13 protein-coding genes are annotated in these 16,654 nt (G+C 66.9%); 4 read left to right on the forward strand and 9 right to left on the reverse strand.

Annotated features, from left to right (window positions below; translation table 11 throughout):
* Positions 1-6 precede the first annotated feature (6 nt).
* The 3 genes from MET9862_RS06420 to lptF all read right to left on the reverse strand — a co-directional run bounded on the left by MET9862_RS06420 (position 7) and on the right by lptF (position 4,931).
* Positions 7-2,598, reverse strand: a complete 2,592-nt coding sequence (locus tag MET9862_RS06420; RefSeq protein WP_142582283.1) for an LPS-assembly protein LptD — start codon at positions 2,596-2,598, stop codon at positions 7-9.
* A gap of 83 nt (positions 2,599-2,681) precedes the next feature.
* Positions 2,682-3,770, reverse strand: coding sequence for an LPS export ABC transporter permease LptG (lptG, locus tag MET9862_RS06425; RefSeq protein WP_142582284.1), 1,089 nt, complete (start codon positions 3,768-3,770; stop codon positions 2,682-2,684).
* 3 nt (positions 3,771-3,773) lie between these two features.
* On the reverse strand, positions 3,774-4,931 hold the full coding sequence (gene lptF, locus MET9862_RS06430) for an LPS export ABC transporter permease LptF (protein WP_142582285.1): 1,158 nt from the start codon (positions 4,929-4,931) through the stop codon (positions 3,774-3,776).
* A 202-nt stretch (positions 4,932-5,133) separates the two neighbouring features.
* On the opposite strand from lptF, the gene MET9862_RS06435 reads away from it, so the two are divergent.
* On the forward strand, positions 5,134-6,627 hold the full coding sequence (locus tag MET9862_RS06435) for a leucyl aminopeptidase (protein ID WP_142582286.1): 1,494 nt from the start codon (positions 5,134-5,136) through the stop codon (positions 6,625-6,627).
* Positions 6,628-7,567: 940 nt separating this feature from the next.
* On the opposite strand, the gene MET9862_RS29970 is transcribed toward MET9862_RS06435, so the two are convergent.
* Positions 7,568-7,816: a hypothetical protein gene (locus tag MET9862_RS29970; RefSeq protein WP_244612598.1), complete on the reverse strand. Its 249-nt coding sequence runs from the start codon at positions 7,814-7,816 to the stop codon at positions 7,568-7,570.
* Between the two features lie 536 nt (positions 7,817-8,352).
* On the opposite strand from MET9862_RS29970, the gene MET9862_RS06445 reads away from it, so the two are divergent.
* The 3 genes from MET9862_RS06445 to msrP all read left to right on the forward strand — a co-directional run bounded on the left by MET9862_RS06445 (position 8,353) and on the right by msrP (position 11,986).
* Positions 8,353-9,084 carry a hypothetical protein gene (locus MET9862_RS06445; RefSeq protein WP_185156770.1) on the forward strand — a complete coding sequence of 244 codons (732 nt, stop codon included), beginning with the start codon at positions 8,353-8,355 and terminating at the stop codon, positions 9,082-9,084.
* A gap of 174 nt (positions 9,085-9,258) precedes the next feature.
* A complete protein-coding gene (locus MET9862_RS06450; protein ID WP_142582287.1) occupies positions 9,259-10,941 on the forward strand; it encodes an AMP-binding protein in 1,683 nt (560 codons plus the stop codon).
* Between the two features lie 100 nt (positions 10,942-11,041).
* Complete coding sequence (msrP, locus tag MET9862_RS06455; protein ID WP_142582288.1) at positions 11,042-11,986, forward strand: protein-methionine-sulfoxide reductase catalytic subunit MsrP; 945 nt, start codon at positions 11,042-11,044, stop codon at positions 11,984-11,986.
* A 15-nt stretch (positions 11,987-12,001) separates the two neighbouring features.
* Here msrP and MET9862_RS06460 read toward each other — a convergent pair whose 3' ends face one another.
* From MET9862_RS06460 to greA, 5 genes are all read right to left on the reverse strand, one after another.
* Positions 12,002-12,892 carry a LysR family transcriptional regulator gene (locus MET9862_RS06460; protein ID WP_142582289.1) on the reverse strand — a complete coding sequence of 297 codons (891 nt, stop codon included), beginning with the start codon at positions 12,890-12,892 and terminating at the stop codon, positions 12,002-12,004.
* Positions 12,893-13,215: 323 nt separating this feature from the next.
* The gene (trxB, locus tag MET9862_RS06465) at positions 13,216-14,193 is read right to left on the reverse strand and encodes a thioredoxin-disulfide reductase (RefSeq protein ID WP_142582290.1); all 978 of its coding nucleotides are present in this window, start codon (positions 14,191-14,193) and stop codon (positions 13,216-13,218) included.
* Positions 14,194-14,287: 94 nt separating this feature from the next.
* Complete coding sequence (locus MET9862_RS06470; RefSeq protein ID WP_142582291.1) at positions 14,288-15,367, reverse strand: mitochondrial fission ELM1 family protein; 1,080 nt, start codon at positions 15,365-15,367, stop codon at positions 14,288-14,290.
* Positions 15,368-15,572: 205 nt separating this feature from the next.
* Positions 15,573-16,130 carry a hypothetical protein gene (locus MET9862_RS06475; RefSeq protein WP_185156771.1) on the reverse strand — a complete coding sequence of 186 codons (558 nt, stop codon included), beginning with the start codon at positions 16,128-16,130 and terminating at the stop codon, positions 15,573-15,575.
* An 11-nt stretch (positions 16,131-16,141) separates the two neighbouring features.
* Positions 16,142-16,618, reverse strand: a complete 477-nt coding sequence (gene greA / locus MET9862_RS06480) for a transcription elongation factor GreA (RefSeq protein ID WP_185156772.1) — start codon at positions 16,616-16,618, stop codon at positions 16,142-16,144.
* Positions 16,619-16,654 lie beyond the last annotated feature (36 nt).

The raw sequence follows: 16,654 nt of genomic DNA on the forward strand, positions 1-16,654 counted from the left end.
CCCGCCTCAGCGGACCGACGCGATGCCGTCGTTGGTGGTCACGGTGCCGACGTTCTGGCGGAGATCCGCTTCGCCCAGCGTCTTCAATTCCAGCCGCAGCAGCACGGTCTGGTTGCGCTCGCGGGTGCCGAGCGCGGTGGCGATCGGCGAGACGATGTAGTTCAGCGAGACCGTGGTGCACTCGTCCTGGTAGCCGCCACCGATGCTCATGCCGGACAGGTAGAACCGGCCCGGGTTCTGGTAGACGGGCGCGAGGCCGACCGGGTTGGCGAGGTAGCTGGCATAGGCGTCGGCGAACAGGTCGCGCGTGTCGAGGTAGTGCGTCATGTCGACGAGCGCCGAGCCGGTAAGGAACCAGTTCGGGGTGATGTTGTAGGTGGCGCTGGCGGTGAGGCCCTCGCGGCGGTGGCTGAAGCCGAGCAGCGGCTGCGCCTCGTAGTAGGAGTAGAAGGCCGAGAGCGTCAGCGGCAGGAACGGCGCGAAGCGCGCGGTCACGCCGGTCTCGAAGCGGTTGACCTTGAAGTCGCTGTGGTCGAACCGCGCCCGGGTGATGAAGGAGATGTTCTGGTTCGGCGAGAGCTGGAAGCGGCCGACGAAGTCCGAGCGGCGCGTCTCCAGGCCCGATTCCAGGCCGACATTGGCGATGTCGCCGCGGCGGAACGAGTTCACGCCGGCGAGCTGGATCGACTCGCCGAACATCACGTTCGTGTACCAGCCCGCATCCGTCGTCACCGAGTACTGGCCGCCGAGATTGGCGCGCACGCCGCCCTCGACGCGGTCGTAGCCGGAGAACTTGTCCCACTCGAACAGCGAGGTGTCGTCGAAGACGAGGCTCTGCGCGTCCTCGTTCGGCAGGCGTCCGATGCGGGTCTCGGACGGGCGCGCGATGATCTGCGCGATCGGCTCGATCGTGTGGACGCCGAGCGGCCCGAAATTGCTGACGAAGGGGTAGCGGTAGTCGATGCCGACCGCGGGCATGACGCGGCCGTTGAAGCCCTCGCCCACATTGGCGATCGTCGGCACCAGGGCGTTCTGGTAGCCGGACAGGCTCGGATTGGTGAAGAAGGCGTCCGCCCGCAGATAGGTGAAGGGCGTGAAGACCTGACCGGCATCGTCGATGAAGCTGCGCCGCCAGGACGCCATGGCCGAGGCGCGCGTATTGGTGCCGGCCAGCCCCCGGATCAGGCAGGAGGCCCGGTTGAAGGTCGAGCAGGTCTCGTAGAGCGGGTAGCTGACGCCGTTGTAGCTCGGGCTGAACAGGTAGGCCGAGGTGCGCGGCAGGCCCTGGAAGTCGGTGGCCTCGCGGGTCAGGCTGGTGATGTTGGCCTCGAAACGCACCTCGCCGCCGAGCTCGCCCGGCCCGTTGATGCGTTTGTCGTAGTCGATCACCGGCGCGACGATCGGCTGCTCCTTCTGCCAGTCGAAGCTCGACAGGCCCTTGAAGTAGTAGCCCCGCGCCTCGAACCAGGAGCGGTCGCCCTGCCCGATCAGGTAGGCGGTCGACACCGCCTCACGGAAATAGTCCGTGACGATGTTCTGGTTGCGGATGCGGTAGTTGTCGAGGAACCACTTGTCGGTGACGCCGACGAGATCCCAGCCGGTGCGCCAGCGGTCGTTGATGTAGAAGCGGCCCCGGCTCTCGATCGAGCCGCGGAAGTCGCGGTCACCCGCACCGAGCGGTCCCGGCAGGAAGGCCGAGGGCGTGGTCTGCGAGATGCCCGACAGGCGCAGGTTGTACGAGCCGTTCTCAAGGCGCTGGCGGAACTCGGCCTGCCCGAGCACGCCCTGCCGGCTCACGAAGGTCGGCGAGACCGTCAGGTCGTAATCGGGCGCGAGGTTGAAGAAATAGGGCAGCGACGCGCCGGTGCCGATCGCCGTCGAGGTGACGAAGCGCGGGGTCAGGAAGCCGCTCTTGCGCTTCACCGTCGGATCGGGCGCCTCGAAATACGGCAGGTAGGCCACCGGGATGCCGGCCAGCTCCAGCTGCGATTCCTCGAAATAGATCGTGTGCGTCTCGTTGTTGTGGATGATCTTGGTGGCGCGCACCTGCCACAGGGGCGGCCTCTCGGGGTTGTCCTTGCACGGCTCGCAGGCGGTGTAGGTGCCGTAGTCGAAGGCCGTCTGCTCGCCGTTCAGACGCTCGGCGCGGGGGGCGGAGAAGCGGGTCCGCACGGTCTCGCCGCGGCGCTCGACCGATTGCTGGATGCGCAAGCTGTCGATGAAGCCCGTCTTGAAATCGTCGGTCAGCTCCATCCGCTCGCCGGTGACGACGGCGCCGTCCTTGTCGGTGAGGCGGACATTGCCCTCCGCGAAGACGCGGCTGGTGGCGCGGTCGTAGCGCACGCGGTCGGCCTGCAGGGTGCGCGGGCCGTAATGCAGCTCGGCATTGCCGCGCGCGGTGACCGTGTTGTTGTCGTTGTCGTAGACGAGCTCGTCGGCCTCCACGAGGAGCTTGTCCCCGGGCTTGCCCTCGAGCTTCTTGGCAAGCGGGTTCGGCGCGCCGCCCGATTGGGCAAGCGCCGGCCCAGCCGCCGCGGCCAGGACCGTCAGCAGCGCCGTCAGCCCGGCGATCCGCGCGATGTCGGAGACCTTACGCAACGCCTGTCCCAACCCCGGTGACGTCTGCCGTCACGAACACACTCAAACCTCGCCTCCCGATTCCCGCCCGGAAGGAGCGGGTCTCATCCGTCTTCCTGGTACAGAAGCGTGAGCGTACCGAGGAGGCTTCCTACCACGGCCGGCAGCCAGGCCGCCACTGGCGCCGCCACGAGTCCCGCGGCGCCGAGACCCTCCATCAACTGCCGCGCGACGTAGAGCGCGAACCCCGCCGCGACGCCGCCCAGCACGAGCTTTCCGACACCACCAAAGCGGAAAAACCGTAAGGAAACGGTTGCGGCGACGAGCACCATGGCCAGAAACAGGGCCGGCCGGGCCCAGAGCACGTCGTATTGCAGGCGGTAGCGGGTGGCATCGAGACCGGACCGTTCGGTCCGCGCGATCGTATCCGGCAGTTGCCAGAAAGGCACAGATTCCGGGGGCGTGAAGCGCTGGCGGATCTGCCCGAGGTCGAGAGTCGAGGCGATCAGGTAGCTGCCGAAGGATTCGGGCGGCGAGTCGGGCGTGATCAGGCGCACGTCCTGGAGTTCCCACCAGCCGTCATGCAGCACGGCCCGCGCGGCCACGATCTCGGCGGCGAAGCGGCCGTCGTCGTCGAAGGTGAAGACCTGCACGCCCGCGAGCGTGGTGGTGCCCTCCACCGCCGTCTCGGCCCGGATGATGGCGCTGCCGTCCACGCTCTTCTGGCGCAGCCAGAGCGCCTTGCCGGAGCCCGCCTTGGTCGATTTGGCGAAGATCTTGGCCTCGATCTCCGTCGAGCGCTGCTTCAGCGCCGCCGAGACCGGGTTGTAGACTCCGACCGCGAAGGCGCCGAGCGCCAGGGCGACGAACAGGCCGGGCTGCAGGAACTGCCAGGCCGAGATGCCGGCCGCCCGTGCCACCACCAGTTCCAGCTTGCGCGAGAGCTGCAGGAGCGCCGCCATCGAGCCGAACAGCACCGCGAAGGGCAGAACACCCTCGGCCACCGCCGGCGTGCGGTAGAGCGAGAGCTGCGCCATCAGCCCGGTGGAGGCGCCCTCGGCATCGCCCGCCCGCCGCAGCAGCTCCACGAAATCGAGGGTGTAGACCAGCGCGAAGACGGTGATGAAGACGCCGAGCACGGTGCGCACGAAGCGCCACGCGAAATAGGTCCCGAGGGTGCGGCCGATCAGCATGGCCTAGCCCCGCGCAAGCCGCCGGCTCGGCCCCAGGCCGCGCAGGGCAGCGGCGAGGCGCGCCGTGAGGCTGCGCACCGCCGGCCCGTGGAAGATGATGAGGCTCGACAGACCGATCGCCGCCAGCGGCACCGCGTAGATCGCGAGCGCCGCCCCGGCGCTGCGCGCGGCCGCGCTCGTCGCGGCGAAGCCCGCGATGCGCAACGCCACCACGGCGACAACCGCCCCGGCCACTGCCACGCCGCGGCCCTGCCGCGTGGTGCGCGGGTCGCCGAGCGCCGCGAAGGCGATGAAGGCCAGCGCGATCGGGTAGAGCCAGGAGGAGAGCCGGTCGTGCAGCTCCGCCCGGAAGCGGCCCTTCTGGAGCTTGAAATAGCCTTCCGTCTTGTCGGGGAAGAGGAGCTGCGTCGTCGAGCGCTCGCGCGGCTTGTAGATCACGTCCGAATCGGGAGGCGCGAAGGCGGCGAGGTCGATCGTGTAGCGCTCGAAGGTCAGGATCGAGGAATCGCGGCTGTCCTTCTGCTGCTGCAGCACGCTGCCCTTCTCCAGCGCCAGGTAGCTCTGGCCCTCGACCTCGATCGCGTTGCCGCGGTCGGCGAGGTAGACCTTGCTCTTGCCGGCCTCGCGCCCGTCCCGGATGAACAGGCCGAGCAGCGTCCCGTTCTGCCCGCGCTCGCGGAAGTGGAAGCTGATGCCGTTGTCGAGTTCCGTGAACTGGCCTTCCTTCACGACGTTCGCGATGAAGTCGCCGCGCACCCGCGTGATCACGTCGCGCAGCTCCTGGAAGCTCGCCGGCATCACCACGATGGTCAGGAAGCCGACGAGGAAGCTCACCATCGTCGCCAGCGTCAGGAAGGGCCGCAGGATCGCCCGCGGGCGCATGCCGGCCGCCGACATCACGATCAGCTCCGAATCGCCGTTGAGCTTGTTCAGCGCGTAGATGACCGCGATGAACAGGGCCATCGGCGCGATCACGACGAGGAGGGTCGGCAGCGACAGGCCGGTGACGAACAGGAAGATCAGGAGCGTCTGCCCCTTGGCCGTGATCAGGTCGAGCTCGCGCAGGGCCTGCGTCACCCAGATCGTGCCGGTCAGCCCGATCAGGCAGGCGAGGAAGGCGCCGAGCGCGATGCGGAAGATGTAGCGCTCGATCTGGTTCATCGCCGTAACGCCCCGCGGCCTCCTCTTTGCCGGCTGGACAATCGCCTCGTGCGCACTGCCATGGCGCGCGAACTGGGGCGGTTTCAAGAGCGAAGCCGCCGCGTTGCGTTCTCTGCCTCAGCGGCTACACAGGATGCACCATCGCGGAGACCCGCGGCGCGGGCCTCGACCTCGGGACCGGAAGCACTTCGGAAAGCGGCACATGGCGGACGGCATCAGCATCACCTTCGCTCCGGTCGGCCGGGCCGGCGGGGGCGACCTCGTCGTGTTCGTGGGCGACGATCTCGCCCTGGGTAGCGCCGCACGGGAGGTCCTGGGACAGGCGGGCACCGATCTCGTCGCCCGGGCCGCGGCCTCCGAGCAGTTCAAGGGCCGGGCGCAGACCGCGCTGGTGCTGCCGGCCCCGGCCGGCGTCGAGGCGGATCGTCTCGTCGTCGTCGGCCTCGGCTCGGACAAGGACCGCGCCACGATCGAGTGGCCGATGCTCGGCGGCTTCACCGCCGGCAAGGTCCCGGGCCGCCGGGCCCGGGTGCTGCTCGACTGGCCGGGCGCCGAGATCGGCGGGCGCGAGGCGGCGGATTTCGCCCTCGGCGCGCGCCTGCGCGGCTACGCCTTCGACCGCTACAAGACCAAGAAGAAGACCGACGAGGACAAGGGCGGCACCGCGCTGACCCTGATGCTCGCCGACCATGCCGCCGCCGAGGTGGCGGGCCAGGATTCGGCCGCCGTCGCCGCGGGCGTGATGCTCGCCCGCGATCTCGTGAACGAGCCGCCGAACGTGCTCTATCCGGCCGAGTTCGCCCGGCGCGCCGCGGAGCTGACGAAGCTCGGCGTCGAGGTGGAGGTGCTGGAGCCGGCCCGCCTGCGCGAGCTCGGCATGGGGGCGCTGCTCGCCGTGGCCCAGGGCTCGGCCCGCGAGCCGCGCGTGGCGATCATGCGCTGGACCGGCGGCCGGCCCGGCGACGCGCCGCTCGCGCTGATCGGCAAGGGCGTGGTGTTCGATTCCGGCGGCGTCTCCATCAAGTCGGCCGGCGGCATGGAAGACATGAAGGGCGACATGGGCGGCGCCGCGGCCGTGGTCGGCACCCTGCACGCGCTGGCCGCCCGCAAGGCCAAGGCCAACGTGGTCGGCGCCATCGGAATCGTCGAGAACATGCCCGACGGCAACGCCTACCGCCCGTCCGACATCGTCACCTCGATGTCGGGCCAGACCATTGAGGTCATTAACACCGATGCCGAAGGACGCCTCGTCCTCGCCGACATCCTCTGGCACACCCACCAAACCTACAAGCCCAAGGCAATGATCGACCTTGCCACCCTCACCGGTGCGATCATTGTGGCACTCGGCCAGGACATCGCCGGCATGTTCTCGAATGACGACGAGATCTCCAGGTGCCTCCATGCGGCGGGCGAGGCGACGGGCGAGAGGGTTTGGCGGATGCCGCTGATCCCGGCATACGATAAGGCAATCGACTCGAAGTTTGCCGACATGAAGAACACCGGCGGCCGGCACGGCGGTGCCGCAACGGCGGCTGCCTTCCTTAAGCGCTACGTCAACGATACGCCCTGGGCGCATCTCGACATCGCAGGCGTGGCCATGTCCTCGACCTCCAGCGAGATCAACAAGAGCTGGGGCGCCGGCTGGGGCGTCCGCCTGCTCGACCGGCTGGTGCGCGACCATTACGAGGCGCGTTGAGCGGGTTTGACGGCGTTAGGACCAGAATCTGACCGCCCCTCTCCAGCAGGCGGGGCGGTGTTGCCTTCAAAACGACGGAAGGGGACGTCCAGACTCTCGCAGACATTAAGCTCGCCGCGGCTGAAGGTTCGGACGGGGTCGGGACCGCGTGTGGGGCCGGTCGGGTCGAGCGCGGGTGGCGCGCCCCTGAGCCCACCAGTAAGCTGCCTCTTCGCATCGACTGCCGACGCTGAGACATACACGAGAGCATTGTGAGAATGGCCGCTATGCCATCTTGATCGCAGACGATCTACATGGATCGTATCGAGGTGGCTTGCATGAATCGTTGGAGCTACTGCTTGTAGAATTTGGCGAAGCCCGTGGTGCCGTGGCCGGCTGCTTCGGTGGTGGGGGGTATCAGGTACAAGCGCCCGTTCCTGAGGCGCCTCATCTCGCGCTCCATGATCCTGATTTCGGTGGGTTGCGCTCGTCGTCCGCGGAGTTGATGGCGAGCAAATTTGTTTCGATCTGCTCAACGCCCGCAGAGAGTTCGTAGCCGCGCGACGGTCCCAACTGATAGATAGTCGTGGGCGTCGGCGTTGAATAGCGCAGACAAACGAGCGTCCACGAGCTTGTCGGCCAGCGCGCCGGTCGGCTCCTGCCTTTGCAGTGACAGTGTGCCACCGCTGGCGGCCAGGGCAAAGAAGATCTTGGCAATCCGCAATGAGGGCGGTGGAATCCTGCACTCGCTATCAGCATAGATTCGGTCGCGCCGGATGGGCTTGTTTATAGGCCTGAGCATCATCCAATTGCGGCTCTCCATCTCGCTCGGCTACGACGTCATGAGAACGAGGGCCTCCATGAATTTGCGATGCCTCACGCCCAAGATCCCGGCGTGCATGCCGTCCATCGAGTTGCCGATGCGCGGTCGCGCGTGTTTGACGCTGAGATGCTCCTTAGATCAGCTGGTACTGTGCCTCGGCCATGTTGTCGTAGTTGTATATTGGAAATTTGTTTTCAGCCCATCCGCAGGGTTGGGCGACTGTCCATGACTGTTCGCATCCGAGATGATGATATAGTACTTGGCCGTATCGAGCGGTTGACCGAGACCTAACAGCTCGCCAGCGAATTCGGTCGTCAGCAGGTTGCCTGCCGAGCCGGTGGTGCCGTGCTGGATGACTACCGGTTCGCCTGTAGTGTCTGCAAACATGATGTAGTGCAGGCGCCTCTTCGTATGACTTCTCCAATGTGAAACCTGAAATCGTTGTTCATCCAATCGCTTTATCCGGGCACCGGATAGCCTGCAGCATTTGCTGGGAGAGCAATCAACGATAAGGCCGCGGCCGCAATCCGCAACAGGATCATAACGGGCATATAGGGTCCTCCGCGGCTTCAATTTTTTAACGGTCAAGCTAGTCTCGCGCACCTGGCTTTAGCAGGCAACAGGCGGGGCGATCGACTTGGATATTGCTCGCGTCGCGTCAGCTTTATCAGGAGCGAGCCATTCACACTCAGAGCCTGCACCGCTCCTTTTCCCGAGGAGCAGTCCTGAGCAGGTCGGTCAGTGCGATCACGGTACTCGAACTGCCGCGTCAATACACCCGGGCCTCCAGATCCGACCTTGCAGGTCTCCAACGCGATCCTCTACGTCCGGCAGACCAGGAGGCCGCGTGGTGATTCTCTTCGGGAGCAACTAGAACACGGCCGTCCGCCCCATCCGGTCGGACTCATGCGGAGGGCGATACTATGCGAGGCACGCGAGCGATCCTGGCCGGGGCTCCGCTCGCTGCAGCGCTGCTGACGCTCTTTGCGGTGGCAGCGACAGGTCTCAGCCAGCGCTCGGCCCTGCCGCTGGCCGTGGAGTCCTACGCCTACGGTTTCTTCCTCGACCGCTACCCCCTTTTCGCCTTCGCCCTCGTCTACGGGCTCGCCCGTATTTTGGCCGCGGCGGCCATGCCCGGCTCGGCTTCGCCAGCGCGGCGGGCGGTGTTCGCCGGACTCGGGCTGGTGCTCCTCCTGGCAGCCGCGCTGCACCCAACCTTCGGCGGCCTTGTGCTGCGCGGCGGCTTCATGGCTGGTGGCTCGGCCTTCCTCAGCGGGCAACCACTTGGCCTCGCTTACGTGATTGGCGCGGCTGTCGCCGCCCTCGTCTTCGGCCTTGCCGTCGGCCTGCCGATCTGGCTCGGGCAGGCACGTTTCCAACCCGTTGGCTTCTGGCGCAGGACGGGCGGGCTCGCAGCAACTGCCACCGGGAGCTTCCTTGCCCTCTGGCTCGCCGCCGCCCTGCTTGGGCTCGGTCGCGATTTCGGCGTTGGCCCCTGGCCGCGCCGCGCATTTAGCAGTGACGAAACGCTGCGCGCCGCCCTGGTTCTCGTCGTGGCGGCATTGCCGCATGTCTTGGTCACGGCCTTCCGAGGGCCCGGGCCAACGCCGACCGATGCGACCCGCCGGTCTCTGGAAGTGTCTCGCCCGACATGATAGTTCATATATGAACTAATTCGTGCGGCTGTTGCCGCGCCATTGGCCGCCTCGCTTGCCCATGCCGGAGCGATCCCGCACAGTCTGGGACAATGGGAATGGTCAGACGATCAGCACGGCCATTACGAAGCCGTGCGTAGGGAGTGCGCCGTGATCGAGCAGCAAAGGGCCGCCATGTCGGGGCGCGATAAGCCGTGGCTCGCCGCCTACCCGCCCGGGATGCCTGCGGAGATCGACGTGGACGGGCTCGGTACCCTCGTCGATATGTTCGAGGCGAGCACGCGCCGCTTCGCGGACCGGCCCGCGCTGATCTGCTTCGGCTCCTCCGTCAGCTATGCTGCGCTCGGCCGCATGGCCCGGGCGCTCGCGGCCTGGCTGCAGGGGCAGGGCCTCGCTAAGGGCGACCGCGTCGCGATCATGATGCCGAACGTGCCGGCCTACCCCGTCTCGCTGTTCGGCACGCTGCTGGCGGGCGCCACGGTGGTGAACGTCAACCCGCTCTACACCCCGCGCGAGTTGGCGGCACAGCTCAACGATTCGGGCGCGCGCACCCTGATCGTTCTGGAGAACTTCGCCCACACCGTCGCCGAGGCGCTGCCGCAGCTGAGCCTCGACCGCGTCCTGCTGGTCGGGCCCGGCGACGGGCTCGGGCTGAAGGGCCGGCTGATCGACCTCGCCTCACGCCACATCAAGAAGGCGGTGAAGCCCTTCAGGCTGCCGGCCGGCCTCAGCAGCCGCTTCACCGCAGCGCTCAAGGCGGGGGCGGGCCTGGCGTTGAAGCCGGTGCCGGTAGCGCAAGAGGATCTCGCCTTTCTGCAATATACGGGAGGCACCACGGGCGTGGCCAAAGCCGCGATGCTGACCCACCGCAACATCGTCGCCAACGTCGTCCAGTCGCAGATCTGGTTCGAGGCGACGGATCCGGACGGGCCTCGGCGCGTGATGGTGACGGCTTTGCCGCTCTACCACATCTTCGCGCTGACGTGCTGCTTCCTGTTCTTCATCCGCTCCGGCGGCTGCTGCCTACTCATCCCGAATCCGCGCGACGCGGACGGGTTCATCAAGACGCTGTCGAAGCACCGCTTCACCCATATGTCGGGGGTGAACACCCTCTTCAACCTCCTCAACAACCACCCGAAATTCCCGACGCTCGACTTCTCCCACCTCGACTACGTGGTCGGCGGCGGCATGGCGGTTCAGCGGTCGGTGGCCAAGCGCTGGAAGGAGATCACGGGCTCGACCATCATCGAGGGCTACGGCCTCTCCGAAACCTCGCCGGTCGTCTGCGTGAACCCCTACCGGCTCGCCGAATGGTCCGGCACGATCGGCTATCCCCTGCCCTCCACCGAGGTCTCGATCCGGCGCGCCGACGGCATGCCCGCCTCCTTCGGCGAGCCCGGCGAAATCTGCGTGCGCGGCCCCCAGGTGATGAAGGGCTACTGGAGCCGGCCCGACGAGACCGCCCGGGCAATGACTCCGGACGGTTTCTTCCGCACCGGCGACGTGGCCGTGATGGAGGCCGATGGGCAGGTACGCATCGTGGACCGGATGAAGGACATGATCCTCGTCTCCGGCTTCAACGTCTATCCGAACGAGGTAGAGGACGTGCTCGCCCTCCATCCCGGCATCCTCGAATGCGCGGTGGTCGGGGCACCCTGCCCCGAGGCGGGCGAGATGGTGGTGGCCCACGTGGTGCTGCGCGACTCAGGCCTCACGGTCGAGGCCATCCGGGCCCATGCCCGCTCGCAACTCACCGGCTACAAGGTGCCGCGCAGAGTGGTAATCCAGGCAAGCCTCCCGAAGACCAACGTCGGAAAAGTGCTGCGCCGAGCCCTGCGTGAGGCGCCGCCCGCGTAACCGCGGGCGACCCGACGCGAATGGGACGCTGAGCAGCATTCACCCCGCGCGGCCGCGCACCGATCTGGGTGCGCGCGGGTCACAGGCAGGAGCGAGCCCCATGTTGATCAAGCGCAGCCGCGGCTGGGACATCCCCGAGCGCCTCGCCACGCCCGAATCCGTCTTCCTCGACCGGCGCGCATTGCTCGGCGGCGCAGCTGGCCTGATGGCCGGCTCGCTGCTCGCTACCCGCCCCGGATTTGCCGCGGCCGGTCCCTACCCGGCTCCGCGCAACGAGGCCTTCACCCTTGATCGGGCGGTAACGCTGGAGCGCTACAGCGGCGACTACAACAACTTCTACGAGTTCGGCACCTCGAAGACCGTGCTGCCGGCGGCCAACGCGCTCAAGACCGAACCTTGGACGGTCAAAATCGACGGCTTGGTGGAAAAGCCCTTCGAGATCGGCGTGGACGAGCTGATCCGAAAGGCCGGGCTGGAGGAGAGGCTCTATCGCCACCGCTGCGTCGAGGCGTGGTCGATGGCGGTGCCCTGGACCGGTTTCCCGCTCGCCAAGCTCGTCGCGATGGCTAAGCCCACCTCGGGCGCGAAATACGTCCAGTTCCAGACCTTCCTCGACAAGGCCATGGCGCCGGGCCAGCGGTCCTTCTTCTATCCCTGGCCCTATATCGAGGGCCTGACGCTCGCGGAGGCGATGAACGACCTCACCTTCATAGTCACCGGGATCTACGGCAAGCCGCTGCCGAACCAGTTTGGGGCGCCGATCCGTCTCGCGCTGCCGTGGAAGTACGGATTTAAGTCGATCAAGTCGATTGTGAAGGTCTCCTTCACGGCGGAACGGCCGAAGACTTTCTGGGAGGGCCTGCAGGCCTCTGAGTATGGCTTCTGGGCGAATGTGAACCCGGCCGTGCCCCATCCCCGGTGGAGCCAGGCGAGTGAGCGTGTGCTGGGCACAAATGAGCGCGTGCCGACCCTGATCTATAACGGCTACGGCGAGCAGGTTGCCGGCCTCTACAAGGGGCTGGAGGGCGAGCGGCTCTTCGTATGAGAGCGGCTCCGACCTTCAGTACGTCCAGCGCTGTGCTTTTGAAACCAAGAAGTCGCGGAAGGCCTGGACGCGGGCCACCGTGCGCATCTCCTCGGCATAGACGAGGTAGCTGTCGAGCGTCGGCATCTCGCTCTCGGTGAGCACCTGCACGAGGCTGTCCTGCCCATCGACGGCGTAGTCGGGCAGGATGCCGATGCCGACGCCGGTCTCCATCGCCTTCTGCAGCGCCGCTACGTTGTTGACGGTGAAGTGCACCGGCCGGCGCTCGCGGCCCTCGCGGCCGATATCGGCGAGGTAGTGGGCGGCAAGCAGGTAGGATGGCTCGTTGCCGCCGAACGAGACCAGCCGGTGATCGTCGAGCTGCTCGATCGCCTTCGGGGCGCCGAACCGCTTGATGTAATCCGGGCTCGCGAAGGCGTGGTAGTGCACTGTGAATAGGCGGCGCTGAATCAGGTCCGGCTGAGCAGGGCGGCGCATGCGGATAGCGATGTCGGCCTCGCGCATGGCGAGGTCGAGCTCCTCGTTGGTGAGGATCAGCTCGATGCGCACGTCCGGGTAGAGATCGAGGAACTCGGCGACCCGCTGCGACAGCCACGCAGTGCCCAGGCCCACCGTGGTCGTCACTTTGAGGTCGCCGGTGGGCCGCTCGCTCGTCTCAACGAGGCGGGCCTTGGTGTTCTCCAGCCTGAGCTTCATGTCGCGCGCGGCGCGGAAGAGCAGGTCGCCCTGCTCAGTCAGGATCAAGCCGCGGGCGTGGCGGTGAAACAGGGGCGCCTTCAGCTCGCGCTCCAACGCGCTGATCTGACGGCTGACAGCGGATTGGCTGAGACCGATATCGTCTCCCGCTTTCGTGAAGCTCCCAGCCTCGGCGACGTTGAGGAAGATCCGAATCTTATCCCAGTCCACAGCGAGCGACCCACCCAAAGGGAAATGCACCGCACGGCCCGACCCTCCGATGCGGCAATGCGGCATTGCGGTCAGGACATGACACATGCGTTCCGGACGCGCATCTGCGCAAGCCATGCAGGGAAAAATTTGTTGATGTCCGCACCGATTTTCCGCGGAACGCTGAATTTCCGCTTGAGGAAGGACCGAGACTGGGGTCGCAGAAGGCCCATGAGGGGCCCCACCGCTCGCCGCGGAAGACAGGAGCCTTTCTCCCGCTTGAGAGAGGGGCCGGTCGCGGTTCCTGTGGGCGCTCGAAGGCCGGACCTTTCTCGGCCGGTGCCTTACTCGGCGGCAGCCTTTTGCGGCGGCTCGCCGATCTCAAGATTGGCGAGGTACTTCTCGGCCTCGAGTGCGGCCATGCAGCCCATGCCAGCGGCGGTGATGGCCTGCCGGTAAATGTCGTCGGTTACGTCACCGGCCGCATAGACGCCAGGTATCTCGGTCTCGGTGGTACCCGGGCGCACAGTCAGGTAGCCGCCGTGGCGCATGTTCAATTGCCCCTCGAAGATCGCGGTGGCCGGCTGATGGCCGATCGCGACGAAGAGCCCGTCGGCCTTGCGCTCGGTGAGGACGCCGCTGCTTACGTCGCGCAGGCGTAGATGAGTCACGGTCGGGGCCGGCTTCTCGACGCCGCAGACCTCCTCAACTGCGTGGTTCCAGATCACCTCGACATTCGGGTGCTTGAACAGGCGCTCCTGCAGGATACGCTCGGCCCGAAAGGCATCGCGCCGATGAACCACCGTGACCTTGGCCGCAATGTTGGCGAGGTAGAGCGCCTCCTCGACGGCAGTGTTGCCGCCGCCGACGACAACGACCTCCTTACCGCGGAAGAAGAAGCCGTCGCAGGTGGCGCAGGCCGATACGCCCCCGCCCTGAAACTTCGCCTCGGAGGGTAGGCCGAGCCATTTTGCCTGCGCGCCCGTAGCGATGATCAGCGCGTCGCAGGAATAGGTCTCGCCGGAATCGGCCTCGAGCTGGAACGGTCGGGTCTTGAGATCGACCTTCGTGATGTACTCGGACAGGATCTTAGTGCCGACATGCTCGGCCTGGAGGCGCATCTGCTCCATCAGCCAAGGGCCTTGGATCGCCTCGGCGAAGCCGGGATAGTTCTCGACATCCGTTGTGATCATGAGCTGTCCACCCGGCTGGAAGCCGGAGATCAGCAGCGGCTGGACCATGGCGCGGGCCGCGTAGATCGCTGCCGTGTAGCCGGCCGGGCCGGACCCGATGATCACGAGCTTGGCGTGGGTATGGGCCATGTCGTCCTCGATTCTCCCTACGTCTGCCCAAGGTCCCAAAGAGATGACACCTTTGATGGGGTTTGGGGCGAAGCTCTGACAGAATTCCCCAGGATCACGCCTTGGCCCCGCGAGTGGGATGGCCCCCCTCGACACCCGGATTTCTGCCCTGCCGGGCCTCCTTGTGCACAACATAGCTACGCGCCAGCGCCTCGGCGATACGCGGGGTCGCGTCGATCGGCTTGTAGCTTAGGGCCTCTAGCTGCCCGGTGAAGGGCCGCAGCGCCCCCGCGATCGCCAGTCCGGCGAACATCCGCCGGTGGCGGATATAGGTACGCGGCAGCTCGAACAGCAGGACCGGAGCGCCCGTGCTCGCCGCCTCGCTGACCATGTTGGCAGAATCCGAGGTGACCACCACCGCATCGGCGAGTGCCAGCATCGAGACGTAGGGGTTCTCGCCGGTGCCGTCCCATAGGAAGCCGCCGGTCTCGATTGCGAGCCGCTTGACCGCCTCCCGCAGCGGATCGGGAGTCCGCCGCGAGACTGTGACCACCAGACGACAGCCCATGTCTGCGAGCTTGCGCAGGTTGTCCACGAGGCGGCCCATATCCGCATTGCGGTAGCTGAGATGTCGGCTGTCGCCGCCGATCAGCACCGCCACACGGGGCCGGCCGAGGCTGGCGAGGCGCGGGTCGGGCTTGGCACGGGCCGCCGCGAGCCGAGCGGCGGTGACGAGATGAGGAGCAGTGAGCGTCGTGAAGACGTTAGGCCCGCGCAGGTCGTCGTAATCAGGTACCCAGATGAAGTCGGCGCTGTCGTGCCCGGTACGCGGGTCCTTGAGGAAAGCCGTAAAGATCCGCCGGTCGGTGGTGCGGCGCATCGCGCGAAGATACGGCACCGAGCGGCGACCCGACGCGATGAGGATCTCGGGATAGGGACCCCGTAGCGCGCCGTAGCGGCTGTGTGGGCCTTCGCGCGGGTCGATCGGGCCCCAGGGTGCCGTCCAGCCGAAGGGACCGTGGGCAGGCACGCGGCGCAGCTCGTAGTCGAGCCCAAGTGTCTCAGCGATGCCAACGCACTGGTTCTCATCACCAGCCTTGCCGTCGGTGACGATCCAGGCACGCGTTCCGGTAAGGTCTGGGACCGGCCGCTCGGCACCGCCGGTCGGGATCTCGCTACGCTCGGAAACGGACATCAGAGCCTGTCTGACCAAGATTGGCAGGGACCTGCCCGGAGAGCACCGCTCATCCGCTCCGTCCCTCTTATCCTGAGTTGGCCGCGCAAGCGGGCCTCGAATGAGCCCTCAAGAGGTCTTGAGTCGCTCCGGCCGCCTCCTTCGAGGCTGCGTCGCAGCATCCCAGCATAAGGTCGACGATAGGAGGGAGCGGGCAAACAGGCGCTCAATTCAGCGGCAAATCGCGGCGCAGCCACTGGGCATAGATCTCCGCGATGGCCGCCACGCGGCGGCGCTCGGAGCCCGGCTCGTACCATGCGCCGCCGAAGCTCGACGGCGTCGCCGTGAGCTGCGTGTGGCGGCCAAGCACAGCGCCGCGCCGATCGACCAGTAGGGCCTCACCCTCTAGATAGTCATTTTGCATGCCCCCGCCGAAGCTACGGCTGCTGCTGCCGACATATTCGCGCAGGGATAGGGCAGTGATCCGCACCACGAGGATCGGGCCCGGTCCGCCTATCCGATCGCGGAAGGTCCGGCGCAGGGCCTCCGTGAGATCGGCATGCAGAGCCGCGGCTTCGAGGCCTGCGCTGCGGGCGAGAAGCGGGCGCACATCCACCCGCACGTCGCCGAAGCGACCACCGGGCAGCGGCGGGAAGGCGTCTGGTACCATGCCCGTCTGCAGGGACTGCGCGACGGCCGAGCCGGCGGCGAGAACGGCCAAGCCGAGGGACAGGAGCCCCGCGGCTAGGAGGCCGGCGCGACGGCCGCAGCGATTGCCCATCATGGTCGGAGACCTCAGCCGCGATACTCGACGCCGACGACCTCGTAGGACTTGCCGCCGCCCGGCGTCGTCACCTCGACAGTGTCGCCGACACCTTTGCCGATCAGCGCCCGGGCGATGGGCGAGGTGATCGAGACGCGGCCGGAGCGCACGTCAGCCTCGGGCTCGCCGACGATCTGGTAGGTCTTCTCCTCCTCCGTGTCCTCGTCCAAGAGTTTCACGGTGGCGCCGAACTTGATCTTGCTGCCCGACAGCTTCGAGACGTCGATAATCTCGGCGCGCGAGATCATGCTCTCCAGCTCCAAGACGCGGCCCTCGTTGTGGGACTGCGCCTCCTTGGCGGCGTGGTACTCGGCATTCTCCGAGAGGTCCCCGAGGGCGCGCGCCTCCGCGATTGCCTGGATGATGCGCTGGCGTTCCACCTGCTGACGGTGCTTCAGCTCCTCTTCTAGAGCAGCGAAGCCGCGGACCGTGATCGGAACCTTGTCTATGCTCATCGTCTCACGCCACAATGAATAGGCCCGGTC

The organism is Methylobacterium symbioticum, assembly GCF_902141845.1.
Classification (GTDB): domain Bacteria; phylum Pseudomonadota; class Alphaproteobacteria; order Rhizobiales; family Beijerinckiaceae; genus Methylobacterium; species Methylobacterium symbioticum.